Raw genomic sequence first — 19730 nt, forward strand, 5'->3', positions numbered from 1 at the left:
TGCACCGTGCTGGTGTGGTAACATTCGCCTCTTTGCAAGGGTATGGAAGCATGTCATGTCAGGTCTGAAACAGGAGCTGGGGCTGGCTCAGGGCGTTGGGTTATTGTCGACATCGCTGCTGGGCACCGGCGTATTTGCCGTTCCGGCGCTGGGTGCGATTGTTGCCGGAGATAACAGTCTGTGGGCCTGGCCAGCGCTGATCGTGCTGGTTTTCCCGGTCGCGATTGTCTTCGCGCTGTTGGGAAGACACTACCCCAGCGCGGGCGGCGTGGCACACTTTGTAGAGCAGGCCTTTGGCCCAAGACTGGCGCGCGTCACCGGTTGGCTCTTTCTCTCCGTCATTCCGGTGGGCCTGCCCGCTGCGTTACATATTGCCTCTGGTTTTACCCAGGCGCTGTTCGGCTGGCACGGCTGGCAGCTGCTCATGGCCGAGATGGCGACCCTCGCCGTCATCTGGTGGCTGGGCCTGCGCGGCGCCAGCTCGAGCGCTAACTTACAAACCCTGGTCGCGGTGCTGATCGTCGCCCTGCTGGCCGCCGTTTGGGTGTACGGCGATATCGCCGTGAAGGAAATTCCCTTCCCGGCGCTGGCAGATATCGAAATGTCGCCACTTTTCGCGGCGCTTTCCGTCATGTTCTGGTGTTTTGTCGGCCTGGAGGCGTTCGCCCACATGGCGTCTGAGTTTCGCCACCCGGAACGCGATTTTCCCCGCGCGCTGATGATTGGGCTGCTATTGGCGGGCATGGTTTACTGGGCCTGTACGGTGCTGGTGCTGCATTTTCACGCTTACGGTGCCGCCAACACCGCCGCCGCGTCGCTGCCAACCATCGTAGTACAGCTGTTCGGCGTGAAGGCGCTGTGGGTTGCCAGCGTGGTCGGTTTCCTCGCCTGTTTTGCCAGCACCAACATCTACATTCAAAGCTTTGCCCGGCTGGTGTGGTCGCAAGCGCAGCATAAACCCGATAGCTTCCTGGCGCGGCTTTCGCCGGGGCTGGTGCCGCGCAACGCGCTCAGCGTGGTCATCGGCAGCTGCATGGTCAGCACGCTGGCCAGCTACTGGCTGAACATCAATCTGGATGCGCTCATCATCTATGCCAACGGCATTTTTATCATGATTTATCTGCTGTGCATGCTGGCGGGTTGCCGGCTGCTGGCAGGCCGCTACCGGGCGCTCTCGATGATTGGCGTGGCGCTGTGCCTGCTGCTGTTGGCGATGGTGGGATGGAAAAGTCTGTACGCGGTGGTCATGCTGGCCGCACTGTGGATGCTGCTGCCAAAAAGGCGTGGGTAGGCGCATTCATTGCCCGATGACGCTACGCTTATCGGGCCTACGTGGGTATACATCCCTTGTCGGCCGGATAAGTCACTTGCGACGCCATCCGGCGGTTTGTCAGTAATCTGAAGCCGGAGGCTTAACGCGCTCCGGCTTTTTATTATCGCCATAACTTACGGGCGATTATCGTCTTTATGATCCAGTTGGTCAGGGCGTTCGTCCTTACGCTGATACTCACCGTCGAAGGTCTGGCCGCTGGTTGTCCCGCCGCCAAAACCGCCCCCCGGCATGCGCCCAAAGTGCAGGTGCGGCATCAGCTTCACGGTCAGATGCTTCTGCACCGGCGGCAGCAACAGCACCAGACCCAGGAAATCGGTAAAGAACCCCGGCAACAGCAGCAGCAGGCCGGCGAGGATCAGCGATACGCTTTTAATCATCTCAGCCGCCGGGCTTTCACCCGCCTGCATTTTTTCCTGCATTAGCATCAGGTTTTTGAAGCCCTGGTTACGCACCAGCGACATGCCGATCACGGAAGTAAAAATAACCAGAATCAACGTCATCAGGACGCCAAACACATGGGCGACCTGGATAAAAATGGATATCTCAATGTAAACATAGAGAAATATGGCAATTAACGGTATCCAGCGCACTGGCATCTCCTGTGAGGTAAATAACGCGTATCACGCGCCTGCAGCGATTCATGTTTCTCTGCACTACAGTGAAGTGGTGATTAATCGCCGTTTTTCAATCAGCGGTTATTGAGATTTTTGTCAACAATCGTCAAGCGGTGATTCATTTCACAAATTAATAATTCTTATCCATTGCTTCTGATAATAAGTGATCCAGATTACTGCAATCCGCTATTATCAGCATATGATCATGGACACCGGGCCGATTAAGGAAATAATCTGCGGTCAGAAAAACGCATGACCATAAAAATCCTGCGTATTTGGGTGAAATCATTGGCAGCTCGCAAAAAGAAGGTTCACATGCTAAACAACATTCGTATCGAAGAAGATCTGTTGGGTACCAGGGAAGTTCCTGCTGACGCTTACTACGGCGTTCATACTCTGAGAGCGATTGAAAACTTTTACATTAGTAACAGTAAAATCAGCGACATCCCAGAGTTCGTACGTGGGATGGTGATGGTGAAGAAAGCAGCGGCCCTGGCGAACAAAGAATTACAAACCATTCCTAAAGGCGTAGCCAACGCCATCATTGCAGCCTGCGATGAAGTTCTGAATAACGGCAAGTGCATGGATCAGTTCCCGGTAGACGTCTACCAGGGCGGTGCGGGTACCTCCGTAAACATGAACACCAACGAAGTGCTGGCAAACATCGGTCTGGAGCTGATGGGCCACCAGAAAGGTGAATACCAGTACCTGAACCCGAACGACCACGTTAATAAATGCCAGTCCACCAACGATGCTTACCCAACCGGTTTCCGCATCGCGGTTTACACCTCTATCGTTAAGCTGGTTGATGCTATCCACCAGCTGGGCGAAGGCTTCCAGCGTAAAGCGGCTGAATTCCAGGACGTGCTGAAAATGGGTCGCACCCAGCTGCAGGACGCAGTGCCAATGACCCTGGGCCAGGAATTCCATGCCTTTAACGTGCTGCTCAATGAAGAAACCAAAAACCTGCTGCGTACTGCGGAGCTGTTGCTGGAAGTGAACCTCGGCGCAACCGCAATCGGTACTCGCCTGAACACCCCGGATGGCTATCAGCAGCTGGCGGTGCAGAAACTGGCGGAAGTCAGCAATCTGGCCGTCGTCCCGGCGGAAGACCTGATTGAAGCCACCTCTGACTGTGGCGCGTACGTAATGGTTCATAGCTCGCTGAAACGCCTGGCGGTGAAAATGTCGAAGATCTGTAACGACCTTCGCCTGCTCTCCTCCGGCCCGCGCGCTGGCCTGAATGAAATCAACCTGCCGGAACTGCAGGCAGGGTCCTCCATCATGCCGGCAAAAGTTAACCCGGTCGTACCGGAAGTGGTTAACCAGGTGTGCTTCAAGGTCATCGGCAACGATACCACCGTCACCATGGCCTCCGAAGCCGGTCAGCTGCAGCTGAACGTGATGGAACCGGTCATTGGTCAGGCGCTGTTTGAGTCTATCCATATCCTGACCAACGCCTGCTACAACCTGCTGGAAAAATGCATCGACGGGATCACCGCGAACAAAGAAGTCTGCGAAAGCTACGTCTATAACTCGATTGGTATCGTCACCTACCTTAACCCGTTCATCGGCCACCACAACGGCGATATCGTCGGTAAAATTTGTGCCGAAACCGGTAAGAGCGTGCGTGAAGTAGTGCTGGAACGTGGCCTGTTGACCGAGGCAGAACTGGACGATATTTTCTCGCCGCAGAACCTGATGCACCCGGCCTATAAAGCAAAACGTTATACCGATGAAAGCGAACAGTAATCTTTCTGACTAATAAACTGAGGCATGTCATGATGACATGCCTTTTTTGTTTCTATAATTCACGAAAACACAACAATTACATATCAACTTGTTAAACAAGGAAGGCTAATATGTTTGGAGCAGAACTGGTCATTGTGCTTCTTGCCATCTATTTAGGGGCAAGACTTGGGGGGATAGGCATCGGCTTTGCCGGCGGCTTCGGCGTGCTGGTGCTGACGCTTATTTTTCAAATTAAACCGGGCGCGATACCCTTTGACGTTATCGAGATCATCATGGCGGTTATCGCCGCAATTGCCGCGATGCAAATTGCCGGTGGTATGGACTATCTCGTCAGCCTCGCCGAGCGCCTTCTGCGTCGGCACCCAAAATACATTACGTTCCTCGCGCCGCTGGTCACCTGGTTTATGACTATCCTTGCCGGTACCGGGCATACCGCATTCTCTACGCTGCCGGTGATCACCGAAGTAGCAAAAGAACAGGGCATCCGTCCTTCCCGCCCGCTGTCTATCGCCGTGGTCGCCTCGCAGATTGCGATTACCGCCTCGCCGATTTCCGCTGCGGTTGTGTTCTTCGCCGGCATCCTTGAGCCAATGGGCGTGAGCTACCTGACCCTGCTGGCCATCTGTATTCCGGTCACCCTGATTGCCGTAATGCTCACCGCGATCGTCTGTAACTTCCTGGGCTGCGAACTGAAAGACGACCCGGTGTACCAGGAACGTCTGGCAAAAGGCGAAGTGCGCCTGCGTGGCAGCAAGGTGTTTGAGCTGAAGCCGCACGCTAAACGTTCGGTGCTGCTGTTCCTGATCGGTATTGTGGCGGTGATGTTCTACGCAACGGCCATCAGCGATACCGTCGGTCTGATTCAGAACCCAGTGCTGCCGCGTAACGAAGCCATTGTGGTGTTTATGCTGACTATCGCCACGCTGATTTGCGTCACCTGTAAAGTGGACACCGGTGAAATCCTCAACGCCAGCACGTTTAAATCCGGCATGAGCGCCTGCGTGTGCGTGCTGGGCGTCGCGTGGCTTGGCGATACCTTCGTGAAGGCGCACATCGCTGATATTCAGGGTATTGCGGGCGACCTGCTGCAAAACTACCCGTGGCTGCTGGCGGTGGTGCTGTTCTTTGCGGCCACTCTGCTGTATTCCCAGGCGGCGACCACCAAGGCCCTGATGCCTGCGGCGCTGATGCTGGGCGTTACGCCGCTGACCGCGATTGCGTCCTTTGCGGCAGTGTCTGCGCTGTTCGTTCTGCCAACCTATCCAACGCTGCTGGCAGCGGTAGAAATGGACGACACCGGCTCGACCCGTATCGGTAAATACGTCTTCAACCACGCGTTCCTGATCCCGGGCGTGATTGCCATCGCCCTGTGCGTGATTTTTGGGTTTATCTTCGGTGGGTTAATCCTCTAACCGCCTGTAAATATCCTTAAAGTCGGGCCGCTCTGCGGCCCGATTCACTCAACCCGCTCCAACCGCCGTGCTATAGTGCCTCTTTTCATCGATAACGAGGTTTACAATGAGCACTCCCGACGCTGTAGTGGTTCTCTGTACTGCTCCGGATGAAGCGACCGCCCAGGATCTGGCGGCCAAAGTGCTGGCGGAAAAATTAGCCGCCTGCGTGACCCTGCTACCCGGCGCGACATCGCTATACTATTGGGAGGGGAAGCTCGAACAAGAGTATGAAGTTCAAATGCTGCTCAAAACCGACCTTACCCACCAGCAGGCGTTGCTGGACTGCCTCAAGGCGCACCACCCGTACCAAACGCCAGAACTGTTAGTATTACCCGTTACTCACGCAGATGTTGATTATCTCTCATGGCTCAACGCATCCTTACGCTGATTCTGCTGCTGTGCAGCACCTCAGCCTTCGCCGCCGGGCTGTTTGACGGCCCCGGCAAGACAAATTTCGTTCCCGCTGATCGGGCGTTTGCCTTCGATTTTCAGCAGAAACAGCATGACGTGAATCTCCGCTGGCAGGTAAAAGAGGGCTACTACCTCTACCGCCAGCAGATCAAGATTAACCCGGCCAACGCCAGCATCGCCCCGCTCGCGTTGCCCAAAGGTCAGCCGCATCACGACGAGTTCTATGGCAACAGCGAAATCTACCGCCAAAGCCTGACCATACCCGTCACGCTGACCGAGGCCAGCCACGGCGCCACCTTGACGGTCACCTACCAGGGCTGCGCCGACGCGGGCTTCTGCTACCCACCGGAAACCCGAACCGTACCGCTGAACGCGGTCTCTGCCCTCCCATCCTCCGGGGAGGCCGCCGGGGTAAGGGGCGATGCTAGCGCCGCCCTCCCCTTCAGTGCGCTTTGGGCCTTACTTATCGGTATTGGTATCGCCTTCACTCCGTGCGTACTGCCGATGTACCCGCTGATCTCCGGCATCGTCCTCGGCGGCAAACAGCGTCTTGCCACCGGCCGCGCGCTGCTGCTGGCATTCATCTACGTGCAGGGCATGGCGCTCACCTATACCGCGCTGGGCCTGGTCGTTGCCGCTGCCGGGATGCAGTTCCAGGCCGCGCTGCAGCATCCTTACGTACTGATCGGCCTGTCGGCGGTCTTTATTCTGCTGGCGCTGTCGATGTTTGGTGCCTTTTCGCTCCAGCTACCGTCATCGCTGCAAACCCGTCTGACCCTGATGAGCAACCGCCAGCAGGGCGGCTCTGTGGGCGGCGTGTTTGCGATGGGCGCGATTGCAGGGCTGATTTGTTCGCCGTGTACCACCGCACCGCTGAGCGCTATTCTGCTGTATATCGCCCAAAGCGGTAACCTGTGGCTCGGCGGCGGCACGCTGTACCTCTACGCGCTGGGCATGGGCCTGCCGCTGATCCTGGTAACGGTGTTCGGCAACCGCCTGCTGCCAAAAAGCGGGCCGTGGATGGCGCACGTCAAAACTGCCTTTGGCTTTGTGATCCTTGCGCTGCCGGTGTTCCTGCTGGAGCGTATTATTGGCGATATCTGGGGGCTGCGGCTGTGGTCGATGCTCGGCGTGGCCTTCTTCAGCTGGGCGTTTATTAGCAGCCTCGGCTTGAAAAAACCCTGGCAGCGCATCGGGCAAATTATCCTGCTGGCCGCCGCGCTGATTAGCGTGCGCCCGCTTCAGGATTGGGCCTTTGGCACCACCGTGGCGCAGAACCCATCGCACCTCGCCTTTACCCGCATCAGCAGCGTCGAAACGCTGGAAAGCGCGCTGGCTAACGCCCGCGGTAAACCGGTGATGCTCGACCTGTACGCCGACTGGTGCGTGGCCTGCAAAGAGTTTGAGAAGTACACCTTTAGCGACCCGCAGGTACAGCAGGCGCTGCAAAACACCGTCCTGCTGCAAGCAGATGTTACCGCCAACAGCGCCCGGGACGTGGCGCTGCTGAAACATTTGCAGGTACTCGGTCTGCCGACAATCCTTTTCTTTGATGAAAACGGCAACGAGCTGCCCGCTTTACGGGTGACCGGCTTTATGGACGCCACCGCGTTCCGCGCACATTTGCGCGATCGCCAACCGTAGACAACACTTTTAGACGAATAGCCGTCGGGAACGGAGGAGAATACCGTGCAACGCGAAGACGTATTGGGAGAAGCTCTGCAGCTCCTTGAACAAAAAGGGATGGCCAGCACAACGCTGGAGATGGTTGCTGAGCGCGTGGACCGCCCGCTGGAAGAGCTGCGCCGCTACTGGCCTGACAGCGAAGCGTTGCAGTATGACGCCCTGCGCTATCTGAGTCAGCAGGTGGAAACCTGGCGTCGCCAGCTGATGCTAAACGATGCGCTGACGGCAGAAGAGAAGCTGCTCGCCCGCTACAGCGCGCTAACCGACTGCGTCACCAAAAACCGCTATCCCGGCTGTCTGTTTATCGCCGCCTGTACCTTCTACCCGGACGCCGAGCACCCGATTCATCAGCTCGCTAACCAGCAGAAGCAGGCCGCATTCCAGTTCAGCCATACGCTGCTGACCCAGTTGGAAGTCGACGACCCATCGATGGTGGCGAAACAGATGGAGCTGGTACTGGAGGGCTGCCTGAGCCGCATGTTAGTCAACCGTAGCCAGGTCGATGTTGATACCGCCCACCGGCTGGCGGAAGATATTTTGCGCTTCGCGCAGTGCCGCCAGGGCGGCGCGCTCACCTGAGCCCACCGGGCATGGCTACGCGTTTCCACGACAGAAACCGCAAAATTGCCGTAATAGTAAGCAGTTGAACCATTTTCGCCGAAATTTGGTTGACGGCCGTGACTGATTGCGGTTTAATGCGCCCCGTTGCCCGGATAGCTCAGTCGGTAGAGCAGGGGATTGAAAATCCCCGTGTCCTTGGTTCGATTCCGAGTCCGGGCACCAATATTCATAAGGCCTCGCTGCAAAGCGGGGCTTTTTCCTTTCTTGGCTACGGTAGATTTCTGGTCGTTGCAACACGTTATTTGTTTGCTGGATTTCTCGCCATTTTCGCAGATGTTCGTTACTTTTAGACACCTCAACATCTTCTGATGTATTTTTTTCTTACCTCACAGCTACGGTCTCTCTACGGTCCTCTACGGTTCCTTTCTCTCAGATCATTCATAATGAAGTAGAAAACACGGGGGAAACGGGGAATTATCATTCTGCCTTAATCCGCTGTCCTTAACGTGATTTTGTCGCGGGGAATAAGGTGGGGAAATCCCCAATAGCAAGCGGGGAAACTTGGCAGCATACACTCTCCACCATTCTCATGGGGATCTTCACCAGTCCGTCCACCTGCAACAAGCTCTTTTTTCCCTTTCACTTCTTACCTTTTCAGAATCCCCCGTTCTCCACGCCATCATAAAATGATTTATCCGTAAGCTAAACGTACTGGACTGTTAAACCTGAGTGTCCGCTGTGAGCGAAGAGGGGAAATTTGACAAACGGATGTACGAATTGAGGAAAGATAAGGTTTTTACCACAACACTTTTGCCGAACGATGTTATGGTTGAGACTACTCACGCAACCTTAACCACGGTGGTGCCTATAAATGAGATGGCGTCTACTCAGTACAACTCTACTTCTATCCTGCGCCATCTATCCAGGCAAAGGTATCGCTGATCAGTGCGAAAAGCTGGATAAGGAGGGGCTTCTAATATATCAGCAGTTTAAGAAATCCAAGATGTGTAAGGATTCGACTATCAACGCTGGATGGACCGACTGTTTATTTAAAGCCTACGGCACTAATATTCTTCTTTCTGGTGCAATAGGAACAACCATCGACGAACGCACCACGGGAATGTTGGGTAGCGGATTCTATGTCCTCTCTGTTGATGAACGTGCCAAGGTTAGAACGTTTATTGATCGGAAATTGGGTCTTCTATTGAGGGTGGACGGGAAAGACAACGTTGAAAAGTCTGGATGCATTTACAACGAGGTGTTCATAACACTTGATGCTCGGGTATTGGCTCCAGGTGAATTTAATAAGTTGACCATGGGGATTGAGTAGCATTAAGAGGCATCAGGTAAGATTGGGGTGATGACTGCTATTTTGCACTCCATCATTTTCTTAATATCCGCTTCTGGCACGGAGCGGACAAGCTAACTGAGTCAAAGGTCAGCTGTGAGCGAACTGCGGACATCGACAATGCTCCCCACAACTAACGGAAGCATTACTAACATTACGATGTGTTCATTAGTGGGGGTAGGTTTGACTGTGGGCCAAATGACCTGCTCCCCGTTGACTAAGAAAAACTCCGGTAACAACTTCCGCTTCTGGCACATAGCCGACACCAAAACCAGCCACATATGGGCAACGGTCCTTGCCCTGATGACAGGTAATTGTATCCGACTTAAACACATATTATTTCTGTGAACTCTTCCCTAACGGCAATCTTTCCCCTTAAGACCAGAATCAGACCGTAAAGCCTGCTCTTCTGCATTTCCCGTCTTCATTCATACCATGTGGCACCAGCATTCCCTTCGCCACGCCAGAAAATCAACTCAGCCATTAGCAACGCCGTGCCGGGGATGGGTCAACCCTGACGTTCTTTACACCAGTCACAGGAGGTTATATGTCCACCCCCAAACGCTTCCGTTTTACTAATCAGCTCATTAAATCCCTGCCCCCTAACACATCCGATGCACGCAGTACCGATGCCGAATACAGCGACACCGAGATTTCCGGCCTCAAGTGTCTGGTCAGCAGAAGAGAAGGTCGTAAAAAGTTTTTGCTACGCTACCTTTATCATGGACGAAAACGCGCCATCGCCATTGGTCACTGGCCTGAAGTGGACGTCAATCTTGCTCGTCAGATTGCCATAGAACACAAACGTTCCCTTGCCACCGGCACTGACCCTAAGCAGGAGCGTGAAAACAAGAGAATGGAGCTGACGTTCGATGAACTCTTTAATCAGCATTATCTGCCATGGGCAAAATCCGCTAAACGCAGTTGGGGAAAGGATGTTCAGCGCTACCGCGATCATATCCGTCCCGCCATTGGTCAGAGGCTGCTGAGCGATATCACACCAGCGAGCATTCTGCGCCTTCAGCAGACGTTAAGTACTTCCCTGTCAGCGGCTACCTGTAACCGTGTCATCGTACTCATTAAAGCCGTCTTTACATGGGCCGGAAGGCAAAGCATGACCTCTGTTCATCCGGCAAGGGTGGTACAGCTACTCAGGGAGAACAACGCCCGACAGCGTTATTTTACCGAGGACGAAATTCGTCGTATTTTTCTCTCCGCCGATAACGATACCAGCCCCGTCGCGGCCCGCTATGTCAAACTGCTGTTACTGACCGGCCTTCGTCGTGATGAGCTGCGTCTGGCTAAGTGGGAGCATGTTGACCCGGTTAAACGCACCCTGTGGCTCCCTGAAACCAAGAATGGCTATGGACGGATTGTTCACCTTAACTCACTGGCGATGGACGTAATCAGAACGCTGCCAACGCAGCGGGGAAATCCGTGGTTGTTTATTGGTAAAAAACAGGGAATGCCGCTGAGTAACCCGGTTAAAGCCTTTCAGCGTATCGTGCGTCGGGCGGGAATTTTCGACAAGGAAGTGTGTATTCATACCTGCCGCCATTCGGTTGCCGCCCTCATCGTGTCCTACGGCGGAACACTGTATGACGTTCAGGCTCAACTGGGGCACCGCAGCAGTCAGTCTTCACAACGGTATGCGCATCTTCATCCTCAGCGCTTACAGAACACCAGTCAGTTACTGGCGGAAAGGATAACGGCTCAGCTACCGTCCTTGTGATAACAGAAAAGCAGAGGCAAGTGCCCCTGCTTTTTTTTTACTGTTCAGCCATCAGTCAGAACGGGATGGCCCCATATTCTTCATCCGGCACCCGGTTATCATCATATCTGTTATAGAGTTCACGAGCACACTCGCGCGCGTCTTTAATAGACATACGAGGGAACCTGCCGAGGGGTTCATAATAGCAGGCCCCTCTAAGCGTATAACGAGCCAGGAATTTAATCTGACCGTTGGCAATGACGGCCCGGAGCGCCGGCTCACTGCCATCGAAGATTTCACGAGAAATGTCGTGATACAGGCACTCCGCCAGTGTGTTAACCAGAGCGTAATCATTGAATGAGGTTTTTTCTTCATTTTCGCTGCTGATAGCGTGAGGAAAACCGTCATAGTACTGGTCTGATTCAAAAATCATACATCACCTTCTATTCGTTGTTATTCAGTCAAAATGGTTTTATTCAGGGTTAAAATTCGGTCATCACATTGCATTTCAGAAACGCTTTTTTGACCTGGTAGTAAGACTGCGCCATCGTCTTCAGCGCTCTTTTTTTATAGTGTCCGGCACTTTCGCCAAGCAGATAACCGGAATGCTCTAACGGTCTGGCCACATCAACGGTCTTAAGTCCCTTTTCAGAACAGAGCTTTTCAAACACCGATTCATAAATCAGGAAGTCGCCGGTTTTGTAATGGACGAATCCCCACATATCTCCCGGGCATCGGGCATGTTCGTCACGCAGGGTGATAAAGTGCCTGCTGCTTTTTGTCACCAGCGTCAGCTGAAGCTCCTCCAGCATGTTACGCACCGGGTTATACTGATTCTGGTTATCATCCAGCCAGCGTCGTGCAGCGGACATAACGGATTCAGCCACCGCATCGCTTTCGAAAGGTAAAAGGCCATATTTCAGCGCCTTCTCTCCTGCCAGCCATACCAGCGCAAATCTTTTCAGTCCGCGCCGCTGAACGCGGGTAATATCACGCCCCTCATCCCTCAGGGCCTCTTCCAGTGCGTTACAGCAATCATCTGTCTGTTCCTGGAGCCAGGATGAAAACTCTGCGTAGGTGCGAAGACCGCCAGCCGTATTTTTCCCGGATAACAGTTTGCCGATAAATGCAGGCCCGGCATGACCATAAGCCTCTGCCAGCCCCGTCTTCAGTGCATCTGCACGGGCACGTGTTTCTGATACCGGTTCATCCGGTTTTTGAGCATCCTCAGGCAACAGTTCCATACTGATGGCCCTGTGCTCCTGCCCTCCCTGTAACACGGCTTTCTGTTCAGCCAGCTTTTCGGAGATTGACATCTCACCGGTGGAGAGAATAAACATGCGCCATTTAAACGGCTCATCTGCCGTCAGGCCACGGTTCAGGCGCTCTTTTGCCGTACCTGACGTAATGTTGTAAAGCAGTGAGGAAAGTTGCTTATGATTACTCGCACCCAGTTCATCGACGCAGGCGACCAGACCGGAATAGTCAGCGAGAAGGCGCTCCATCGCGTTAGGCGTGGTATTCCAGCGAATAATATTTACATTCCCCCCACTACCCGGCTCGCTGCCATCACCATGGACCGATGCAGCCAGCATCAGGAGAAGCGTTTTACCGGTGGTGGATACGCCGTGAAAATGAAACATGCCCACATCCATACCGGCAGGAACCAGAAGCATCGAAGCAAAGGACGCACTCAGCGCAAAGGTCTGCGCCCAGCCATGGACATTTTCCCGGATGAGGTTAATCCACTCCTCCAGAGCCCCACCTTTGTGCAGTCCGGGACGCACGCGGAATCCCGGCAGCAGATAATCAAACCCGGTCAGAGAGGTCACAACGGGCTCATAACCATGTAAAAAGGCCATATCCTCCGAAACGAATCCCATCGCATCTGCCATCAGATAGACAGGCAGCGGTAAACTCCGGCAGCGCTGAAGAAAACGGTCAAAAAGGGCAAACTGCTGTGGAGAGGAGCCAACACAAAATCCACGATCTGCCAGTTTGCCTACTACCTGAGCACCGCTCTGAACAATATCCTCAAAGCGTACCAGGGCCTTAACATACTTACCCAGCCCGTTACCGGTCATCAGGCTGATCCCAAGACCGGACTCCTTATCTTTTCCACAAAACAGGGCGACAGGCACAACTGGCGTGGTGCAAACCTGCACAGGTTTCTGTCCACCGATGTAGAAAAGGCCATTAGCCGTATTCACATAATGCCGTGGCAGCCCATCACCAATACCGAGTGAAGCGATATCATCTTCACCGACCTCAGTGTTTTCAGCACGCCTGATAATTGCTTCCGACATTTTGTTGAAATTTTTATCGCGGTCAGCAAAAGCGCGAATACGCTTAATCCCGGAAACCTTAGGAACATTAGTTGTCACTTTTTTATTCATGTGTATTACCATCAAATTACGCCACCGTCAGAAAACGGGTGCATCAGAACCATAGTTAAAAACCATACCGTTGAGTGAAGGTTGTTACCCCATCGCCCGATTAACGACTTCGTGATAACGCGCCGGGGAAGCGTGCAAGTAAAGTTCCGTTACTTTTATCGTGCTGTGACCCAGTAAGTCTTTGACGGTGTGAATGTCGGCCCCGCTCTCAATGAGCTTTGTCGCAAAGGTATGTCGCATCTCATGGATGGTGAACGGTGGAATACCCGCAGCCTCACAAAGCCGTTTTTGCAGGCGACGCGGCTCAGAAACCGGATTGTCGGTCCCCTTGCCCGGAAATACCCAGCCTTCATCACCCAGATGCTGACGCTGTTCTGTCAGAAGAACGAAAGCCTTATCACATACCGGTACACGGCGGAGTTTGCCGTTTTTGGTGTGGCGAAGGGTGATAACTTTGCGGCTCCAGTCCACATCTTCAAGACGAAGGTGACGGGTTTCCCCCAGACGCAGCCCCGTCAGGGCAAGGAACATGAGAAGAGCAAGGGCTTCATGATCGGGTTTACCATTACGCCAGCACTCACAGACTTCCATCCAGCGCTGAAGCTGGGAGTCATCCATGGCGCGGCGATCTGACGTCACTTCAGGCAGCGCTTTGATATAAAGCGCCGGAGAGCGGCTGATGTATCCCATGCGTATAGCCCAGGTAAACACCGCTTTAATGAGCGCCAGATGGCGGTTGCGGGTGGCAGGCTTGAGATCGAGATTATGCAGATAGCTCAGAATATCTGCCTCCGTCATACCTGCCAGCTTTTTGGCACCGAGAAGAGGGCGCAGGTATTTACGGATCTTAGAAAGATCGGTGTTAGCTGAACGCTTAACGCCCGTGCTGAGTACGCTTTTCTCATACTCATCCACAAGCTCATTAAACGTCATTTTACTGTGAGTAAGAAAACGCTCACCATAAGTCTCAACGGAAGCCTTAAGCTCCTGAATTATTTTAAAGGCATGCTCCCTTGCGTTATTAATGGAAAATTCAGGGTAACTTCCTACGGAAACGTAAACATTCTTTCCGCGAATACTTTTGCGGACAATAAACTTAATGCGTCCGGATGAGTGGAATATAGCCTTAAGCCCGGTACATTTTGTATCGCTGGCTTCGATAGTCCGGCCAGTTTGTATTGCACGGGTTTTACACTCATCAAAAAAAGCTTTAGTGAATGCCTCTCTTTGATTCTTTGGGCTGCGATGTCGGGCCATTGGTTCAACACAGCAATCATCAACGTCAACGCTGGTTTTGATGTTTTGCGCTGACTTACAAAAGCGACCATCCACAGAATCAACATCATTCTGTTTCATTGTCAGCGTTATTAGGTTTAAAGAACTATCGGGTTTCATAATGCATACATCTCGCTCAATTAATACAAATTAAGGGTATTGAGTTAGATGCTGGCCAGCACATGAAGCGAATAGTATTGGCAGAAATACTGAAGTGCAAATCACCGACTCTGACATTTTGGTGAGAAAAGCACGCGTTAAAGAGGCCTGTTTGCCCCCTTAATCTCCTGAAAGTGCCACTCCCCCACTTTCAGGCCTGAACGTCGTTTCTCCCCATAAATAATATCGATTATGGGGTGTTGCTTGTTTTTTGAACTATTTAAGGCGTTTTGTGATTGAGAAAATAAGTAAGAAAATCAATAGCAATTGTGCGCAAGCGTTCTCTCATTTTCAGTTAAAACAGCTCATGCTAATTTGCTTACAAAATGCTGCAAATCGGAAAAAAACGGGATTTAACGCCAGCCCACCACTAAATTTAAGGACATAATCCAAAATAAGCAAACAACGTAAAAAAAATGTAACTAAAAGTCATTTGAAAACATATTATCAATATGAATCAATTACTTATGGAGATAATCATGTTTAAACTCACGACCCCCACCAGTCTTCCCCTTCTCAACCTGCCCGCCTCCGCACTGGCGTCCCTCAGCAATGAAATTCTTGGACCCGTCGATGATATCGACCTGTTTACCGCCTTCTGGAACGAAACGGAAACCCTGCTCTGGCATCTCAACCATGATGACACGCTGCCCGAAGACCCGCTGCTGGCAGTTGCACTGGCTAACCCGGAATACGTCACCGCACTTGATGATGGCTGGTATCTGCTTCTCGGTATCGTCTGTGATAACGGACAGGGTATCTATCTGGTATTCCCGGACACAACCGTTATCACTCAACTCCAGAACCTGATTGAGGCGCTGAACCATGAGTAAGAAAAAAATCGCTACCGAAGCCGCCGTCATCGAAAGCTATACCGTGTTCTACAGCGGGGAAGCAGAGAAAATCAGCCCCCATAGCAAGGGACTGCTGACGTATGAGCTGGGTAAAGAGGGTGAAACCGGAAGCCTTGCCCTGCGCTTAACCGCCAATGGCGAAGGAGGCCTGTTCTCCCGTGAATGGGTAGCGCTTGATGCGATTCACGCCATTCTGGAACAGCAGCAGGACAGCTTTCCGTCCCGTGTATTTCGCCCACTGTTTGGTCAGGGCAGCACCAATAACGCAGGTTTTCTTGCTGCTGTGCTCAGAAGTCCGGATATCTGCCTTATCGAAGCGGACAGCAGCAGACTCTTTATGCACCGCTGCTACGCCGACTGGCAGCACCGTCTGACGCAGCTTGCCGCAATCAGCCAGGACTAATCCCCCGCTTTTTCTGTGTTCCATACCCCTTAAAAAGGAAATTCACTATGTCATCACCCGCTATATTGCAGGGCGGCTATGTGCTGCCACTCTCCCGGTCGTTCACTCAACTGCTTCTGGGTATCGTTGCGCAAAAACCGCCTCATCGTCACCCCATCACCGGATTAACCATTAACTTCCGTGACCCTGAATACTCACCGGAAAAGGGCGGCTGGCATCCGGTCGAAATACGCCTCATCCCTGCCGGAGAAGACTGGCAGCTCGATTACGTCACCGATTTTCACTATGCAGGACATCCATGGCCTGAGCTTGAAAAAGATGTCGATGTGAGCTGGACGCAACAATACACGTGGCTTTCCCGTTGTGGCGATATCTCTCATGTCGACGCCCGTGAGTTCTGGTCGCTATGGGAAAGTAACTTTATGGCTTACCACGATATGGGGGTTTTCACGGTCCGTACGTTGTGGGAAAGCTGAGTGTTCACTACGTTTCCCCCGCATCCCCCCTCTCCCCCATAGTAAGGAACTGAATGTTATGTACCGGCTTCTGCTGCTTAACTTCGTGGATTCATTTATCGATAACTGCATTCTGTCCTGCGTCGATGAACCGGCTTACGGCGGTATCGTGCAGTGCGAACTGCTTTTTGGCCTTGCCGCACACAGCGGTATCTATGTGGGTAACGGCGATATTGTTCATCTTGATGGCGATGGAACCGTTATCAAAAGTAAGGCTAAAGGTTTTCTTGACCGGCTCGATGGCTGGAACTCCGCTATCTCGGTGTATACCGACTGTATGGATTTGACGCCTCAGGGTTGTGCGCAGGCCGCTGAACGGGCAAAGGCGGCAGTGGGTCAGCGCTATCCTTATAGCCTGCTCGACTTTAACTGCCACCGGTTTACTGCCCGCTGCGTTACCGGCGATTCGTGCCCTGATATCTGGCTTGCCAGACACCTTGATTCTTTTCAGAAAGGGGACCGATGGCGCGTATGGCAACGATGAAAGCCAGCCGTTGCAGGCAACGTGTCACCGGACAGGGAGAACGGCTTATCCGGCTGACCATGGTGCTGTTTTACGGTCAGACAATATCTGTTCGCTACATCATCCGGCAGTTTGACGTGTCTCCCCGCACAGCAAGACGGGACCTCGCTCAACTGGCCTTTGTGCTGGAATCCGCTGGCCCTCACCGCTGGCGACTGGCTCCCTCGCTGAAACCCTGACTTTTTTCTCTGTCGGACATCTCCTGACCACTCCGTATGGCAGGCTGTCTCCGCTTTTCAATCCATAAGGGAACATGATGAAAATTTTAAAACTGTTAACCGCCGCAATTCTGCTTTCCGCCTTCAGCCACAGCGCGTTCGCCGACGAGCAGGCTGACGCTCAGATGATAACCAACTCGACCTTCTGCGCGATGTACTCCACCCGCCTGACCCAGACCAGTGACAGCGGCCTTCAGGTAAAAGGCGTTAATCTCAATGCCCGCTTCAACGGACCGGTATTCAACCGGGTACTTCAGGTGATGAACAAAACCTATGGCAGAACCTGGCTCGAATCAAATGCCCGTAACGGCAGCATGACCGCCATGCAACTTTCGCAGTCGGAGCTTCTGTATAACCCGGAATATGCCCGGCAGTGCGATGCCTTTGCGGATAAAGTGGAAAAGGAATGGCGCGGAAAGTAATCCCGACGCGTTATACCTCTATCCGGTGAACAGAAACCTGCTTTCGGGCAGGTTTTTTTTACTTTTTTGTTTTTCAGGCGGACAAGCCCTGTCCGGTGGCTTCCTTAAACTGTCAGGTCCAATATCTGCAATGAGGTGAAATATGGCTACCTACCGACACGACCCCGACCTTGAGTTTCTGCGCCACTGCCATCGTGACGATCTGGATTTACTGGTTTCTGTGCTTATCTGCGATCCGAAAGACGGACTGGCACGCATCACGGAAACGCTGACCTATGATCCTCAGTATAAAAAACACAAGCCCAACCACCCGCGCTACTGGGATGCCATTGCCGCCGAGGTTCAGACGTTTGGGGCGAACAGCTTTGCCACGCTGCTCCGCTGGGGTAAAGGGGTGCTGTACCGGGAAATTCTCACCGATGCCTGCGATAAAATGAAGGTGAACTACAACAACAAATCCAGTGTTGAAACCATTGAAATGAATCTGCTGATGAAGATCCTGGAGAAAAGTCTTGAGAAGATGACGCCTGACCAGCTAAAGACCGTGGCGGAAGAATTGCAGACAGGCTACAGCAACCCCACGCCGGAGTTGCTGACCATGGCAATCCAGGCGGGGATAAAAACATCCGGGTTTGCGGCCTATCAGATGGCACTTGTTGTCACAAATGGTGTGGCGAAAGCCCTGTTAGGCAGAGGGCTGACCGTTGCAGGAAATGCCATGCTGACGCGTACCATGGGCGCTTTTGCCGGTCCCGTGGGCTGGGTGCTCAGTTCTCTCTGGCTGCTGATTGATTTAGCCGGTCCCGCATACCGGGTGACGCTACCATCCTGCATTTTTATTGCCTACATGCGCCAGAAGCATCTTTATTCACCTGAGAATACTGACGTTTAGCACTTACATTTAAGGTATTCAGACTTTAAAAAACTTCAGAGGGCGGACAAATCCTGTCCGCTACTGCTGGCATTATTTCCCGGCTAAATTCGGAAATGATGTATGACGCTGATAACACAAGAAAACGAACATGACAGACTGGCAACCCGCCTTTCCATCATCCTGAGCCGTTTGTTTCAGGGTGAAAAGCTGCATATCGGGACGCTGGCAGAAGAATTTGGAGTGACGACGCGAACGCTGCGACGGGATTTCAACGTCCGTCTGACGTACCTTGATATTGAACAGAGCAACGGCGTGTATCAGCTTGCTTCGCATTACTTTCGTCGCCGCACGGAACGGGATATGAAGATACTGGCGAGACTGCTGCATCTTGACCGTCTGTTACCCGCGATGGACGCCAAACTGCTGAGCCTGATGCTTGACGGGGAACGCCCCTCGCCCTACAGGATTATGCTACCGGAGCCGCGCCAGAAACCCACGCTGTTCGGTGATTTCAGCAGACTGACGCTCGCCATACTTAACCAGACCCGGGTGCGTATCAGAACCGACGAAAACGTCAGCCATACCGTTCATCCCTACCGTCTGCTTTGCAGCCATGCGGAGTGGTTTCTTGCCGGATGTACGTCATCGGGCGTGTTCGTTATTTCCCTGTCCCGAATCAGGCTGGTTGAGGTATTACCGGATACAACGTTTGAGATCGATAACACACTCATTTCGCTGATTGAACAGTCTGACTTTATGGAAGCCTTACCCCACATGAACATTATTCATCAGATAATGCATTACGGGAGTAAACAGACGAATAATCGTAATTAAAATCACAACATATTATTAGTGATGATTAAATCACATTAACATGATAAGTGAGAAAGTTATGATTATCGATAAAGAATACGCACTTGTAGATGCGACCGCAAGACTTAACACTGACCTGAGGGATTATGAACATGAAATAAACAACGCCGCCATTATAACATTTGGCAATGACCTCATTGAGGTAATCGTATATCAGTTCAGCTTTATCATCAGCATCAGGGCAGAGGGTGAAAAAATAAAGCACGGCCTTCTTGTTAACTTCGGTAAAAATATAGCAAGACAGGTTTCATCACTTTGTGCATCCGCAATGCGAGTCTACCCGAATGAAAAACACAAACCGAGCCGTCAGCTTTTCCACTGCATAAATTAGTTTGTGCAAAGACTGTA

General features: G+C 52.6%; 21 protein-coding genes and 1 tRNA gene. 18 read left to right on the forward strand and 4 right to left on the reverse strand.

From position 1 onward, the window contains the following. Nucleotides 1-55 precede the first annotated feature (55 nt). Complete coding sequence (gene yjeH, locus H7R76_RS21425; protein WP_182966423.1) at nt 56-1291, forward strand: L-methionine/branched-chain amino acid transporter; 1236 nt, start codon at nt 56-58, stop codon at nt 1289-1291. Nucleotides 1292-1446: 155 nt separating this feature from the next. On the opposite strand, the gene H7R76_RS21430 is transcribed toward yjeH, so the two are convergent. Further along, a complete protein-coding gene (locus H7R76_RS21430) occupies nt 1447-1923 on the reverse strand; it encodes an FxsA family protein (protein ID WP_106927407.1) in 477 nt (158 codons plus the stop codon). Between the two features lie 339 nt (nt 1924-2262). Here H7R76_RS21430 and aspA point away from each other — a divergent pair, with 339 nt between their 5' ends. The 8 genes from aspA (at nt 2263) to H7R76_RS21470 (ending at nt 10891) form a co-directional block, all read left to right on the forward strand. Continuing rightward, nucleotides 2263-3699 (forward strand): aspartate ammonia-lyase, encoded by a 1437-nt coding sequence (gene aspA, locus H7R76_RS21435; protein WP_106927403.1) that lies wholly within the window; start codon nt 2263-2265, stop codon nt 3697-3699. Between the two features lie 110 nt (nt 3700-3809). Further along, nucleotides 3810-5111: an anaerobic C4-dicarboxylate transporter gene (locus tag H7R76_RS21440; RefSeq protein ID WP_106927401.1), complete on the forward strand. Its 1302-nt coding sequence runs from the start codon at nt 3810-3812 to the stop codon at nt 5109-5111. A 106-nt stretch (nt 5112-5217) separates the two neighbouring features. Further along, the gene (gene cutA / locus H7R76_RS21445; protein ID WP_182928424.1) at nt 5218-5541 is read left to right on the forward strand and encodes a divalent cation tolerance protein CutA; all 324 of its coding nucleotides are present in this window, start codon (nt 5218-5220) and stop codon (nt 5539-5541) included. After that, on the forward strand, nt 5517-7208 hold the full coding sequence (locus H7R76_RS21450; protein ID WP_106927397.1) for a protein-disulfide reductase DsbD: 1692 nt from the start codon (nt 5517-5519) through the stop codon (nt 7206-7208). The genes cutA and H7R76_RS21450 overlap by 25 nt, the downstream gene beginning before the upstream one ends. Nucleotides 7209-7253: 45 nt before the next feature. Further along, the gene (locus tag H7R76_RS21455; protein WP_106927395.1) at nt 7254-7829 is read left to right on the forward strand and encodes a transcriptional regulator; all 576 of its coding nucleotides are present in this window, start codon (nt 7254-7256) and stop codon (nt 7827-7829) included. A gap of 128 nt (nt 7830-7957) precedes the next feature. After that, nucleotides 7958-8033 (forward strand) — tRNA-Phe (locus H7R76_RS21460). Nucleotides 8034-8682: 649 nt separating this feature from the next. Next, on the forward strand, nt 8683-9141 hold the full coding sequence (locus tag H7R76_RS21465; protein ID WP_130715227.1) for a hypothetical protein: 459 nt from the start codon (nt 8683-8685) through the stop codon (nt 9139-9141). Between the two features lie 565 nt (nt 9142-9706). Next, complete coding sequence (locus H7R76_RS21470; RefSeq protein ID WP_017382944.1) at nt 9707-10891, forward strand: tyrosine-type recombinase/integrase; 1185 nt, start codon at nt 9707-9709, stop codon at nt 10889-10891. A gap of 55 nt (nt 10892-10946) precedes the next feature. On the opposite strand, the gene H7R76_RS21475 is transcribed toward H7R76_RS21470, so the two are convergent. The 3 genes from H7R76_RS21475 to H7R76_RS21485 all read right to left on the reverse strand — a co-directional run bounded on the left by H7R76_RS21475 (nt 10947) and on the right by H7R76_RS21485 (nt 14661). Further along, the gene (locus tag H7R76_RS21475; RefSeq protein WP_032165636.1) at nt 10947-11303 is read right to left on the reverse strand and encodes an Arm DNA-binding domain-containing protein; all 357 of its coding nucleotides are present in this window, start codon (nt 11301-11303) and stop codon (nt 10947-10949) included. A 49-nt stretch (nt 11304-11352) separates the two neighbouring features. Then, nucleotides 11353-13266: a DUF927 domain-containing protein gene (locus H7R76_RS21480; RefSeq protein WP_182966425.1), complete on the reverse strand. Its 1914-nt coding sequence runs from the start codon at nt 13264-13266 to the stop codon at nt 11353-11355. Between the two features lie 84 nt (nt 13267-13350). Next, the gene (locus H7R76_RS21485) at nt 13351-14661 is read right to left on the reverse strand and encodes a site-specific integrase (RefSeq protein ID WP_053520774.1); all 1311 of its coding nucleotides are present in this window, start codon (nt 14659-14661) and stop codon (nt 13351-13353) included. Nucleotides 14662-15179: 518 nt separating this feature from the next. Here H7R76_RS21485 and H7R76_RS21490 point away from each other — a divergent pair. The 9 genes from H7R76_RS21490 to H7R76_RS21530 all read left to right on the forward strand — a co-directional run bounded on the left by H7R76_RS21490 (nt 15180) and on the right by H7R76_RS21530 (nt 19713). Continuing rightward, nucleotides 15180-15533 (forward strand): hypothetical protein, encoded by a 354-nt coding sequence (locus H7R76_RS21490; protein WP_182966427.1) that lies wholly within the window; start codon nt 15180-15182, stop codon nt 15531-15533. Next, the gene (locus H7R76_RS21495; RefSeq protein WP_017382949.1) at nt 15526-15957 is read left to right on the forward strand and encodes a hypothetical protein; all 432 of its coding nucleotides are present in this window, start codon (nt 15526-15528) and stop codon (nt 15955-15957) included. The genes H7R76_RS21490 and H7R76_RS21495 overlap by 8 nt, the downstream gene beginning before the upstream one ends. A 47-nt stretch (nt 15958-16004) precedes the next feature. Continuing rightward, a complete protein-coding gene (locus H7R76_RS21500) occupies nt 16005-16433 on the forward strand; it encodes a DUF2787 family protein (protein ID WP_026080582.1) in 429 nt (142 codons plus the stop codon). A gap of 58 nt (nt 16434-16491) precedes the next feature. Next, a complete protein-coding gene (locus tag H7R76_RS21505) occupies nt 16492-16956 on the forward strand; it encodes a lecithin retinol acyltransferase family protein (RefSeq protein WP_023293479.1) in 465 nt (154 codons plus the stop codon). A 59-nt stretch (nt 16957-17015) separates the two neighbouring features. Then, complete coding sequence (locus tag H7R76_RS25190) at nt 17016-17174, forward strand: DeoR family transcriptional regulator (RefSeq protein ID WP_224688858.1); 159 nt, start codon at nt 17016-17018, stop codon at nt 17172-17174. Nucleotides 17175-17248: 74 nt separating this feature from the next. Beyond that, nucleotides 17249-17635 (forward strand): hypothetical protein, encoded by a 387-nt coding sequence (locus H7R76_RS21515; protein ID WP_225088728.1) that lies wholly within the window; start codon nt 17249-17251, stop codon nt 17633-17635. Between the two features lie 142 nt (nt 17636-17777). Continuing rightward, entirely contained in the window at nt 17778-18527 is a 750-nt protein-coding gene (locus H7R76_RS21520; protein WP_000257250.1) for a YaaW family protein, read from the forward strand. Between the two features lie 102 nt (nt 18528-18629). Beyond that, the gene (locus H7R76_RS21525; protein ID WP_182966429.1) at nt 18630-19343 is read left to right on the forward strand and encodes a helix-turn-helix transcriptional regulator; all 714 of its coding nucleotides are present in this window, start codon (nt 18630-18632) and stop codon (nt 19341-19343) included. Between the two features lie 58 nt (nt 19344-19401). Further along, nucleotides 19402-19713 (forward strand): hypothetical protein, encoded by a 312-nt coding sequence (locus tag H7R76_RS21530; protein ID WP_000582609.1) that lies wholly within the window; start codon nt 19402-19404, stop codon nt 19711-19713. The last annotated feature ends 17 nt before the right edge of the window (nt 19714-19730 follow it).

Source organism: Klebsiella sp. WP8-S18-ESBL-06 (assembly GCF_014169755.1).
GTDB lineage: Bacteria > Pseudomonadota > Gammaproteobacteria > Enterobacterales > Enterobacteriaceae > Kluyvera > Kluyvera ascorbata_B.

Coding starts and splice junctions, on each gene's coding strand:
- yjeH (WP_182966423.1), top strand. CDS start 56: ATGTCAGGTCTGAAACAGGAGCTGGGGCTGGCTCAGGGCGTTGGGTTA.
- aspA (WP_106927403.1), top strand. CDS start 2,263: ATGCTAAACAACATTCGTATCGAAGAAGATCTGTTGGGTACCAGGGAA.
- H7R76_RS21440 (WP_106927401.1), top strand. CDS start 3,810: ATGTTTGGAGCAGAACTGGTCATTGTGCTTCTTGCCATCTATTTAGGG.
- cutA (WP_182928424.1), top strand. CDS start 5,218: ATGAGCACTCCCGACGCTGTAGTGGTTCTCTGTACTGCTCCGGATGAA.
- H7R76_RS21450 (WP_106927397.1), top strand. CDS start 5,517: ATGGCTCAACGCATCCTTACGCTGATTCTGCTGCTGTGCAGCACCTCA.
- H7R76_RS21465 (WP_130715227.1), top strand. CDS start 8,683: ATGAGATGGCGTCTACTCAGTACAACTCTACTTCTATCCTGCGCCATC.
- H7R76_RS21470 (WP_017382944.1), top strand. CDS start 9,707: ATGTCCACCCCCAAACGCTTCCGTTTTACTAATCAGCTCATTAAATCC.
- H7R76_RS21475 (WP_032165636.1), bottom strand. CDS start 11,303: ATGATTTTTGAATCAGACCAGTACTATGACGGTTTTCCTCACGCTATC.
- H7R76_RS21480 (WP_182966425.1), bottom strand. CDS start 13,266: ATGAATAAAAAAGTGACAACTAATGTTCCTAAGGTTTCCGGGATTAAG.
- H7R76_RS21485 (WP_053520774.1), bottom strand. CDS start 14,661: ATGAAACCCGATAGTTCTTTAAACCTAATAACGCTGACAATGAAACAG.
- H7R76_RS21490 (WP_182966427.1), top strand. CDS start 15,180: ATGTTTAAACTCACGACCCCCACCAGTCTTCCCCTTCTCAACCTGCCC.
- H7R76_RS21495 (WP_017382949.1), top strand. CDS start 15,526: ATGAGTAAGAAAAAAATCGCTACCGAAGCCGCCGTCATCGAAAGCTAT.
- H7R76_RS21500 (WP_026080582.1), top strand. CDS start 16,005: ATGTCATCACCCGCTATATTGCAGGGCGGCTATGTGCTGCCACTCTCC.
- H7R76_RS21505 (WP_023293479.1), top strand. CDS start 16,492: ATGTACCGGCTTCTGCTGCTTAACTTCGTGGATTCATTTATCGATAAC.
- H7R76_RS25190 (WP_224688858.1), top strand. CDS start 17,016: ATGGTGCTGTTTTACGGTCAGACAATATCTGTTCGCTACATCATCCGG.
- H7R76_RS21515 (WP_225088728.1), top strand. CDS start 17,249: ATGATGAAAATTTTAAAACTGTTAACCGCCGCAATTCTGCTTTCCGCC.
- H7R76_RS21520 (WP_000257250.1), top strand. CDS start 17,778: ATGGCTACCTACCGACACGACCCCGACCTTGAGTTTCTGCGCCACTGC.
- H7R76_RS21525 (WP_182966429.1), top strand. CDS start 18,630: ATGACGCTGATAACACAAGAAAACGAACATGACAGACTGGCAACCCGC.
- H7R76_RS21530 (WP_000582609.1), top strand. CDS start 19,402: ATGATTATCGATAAAGAATACGCACTTGTAGATGCGACCGCAAGACTT.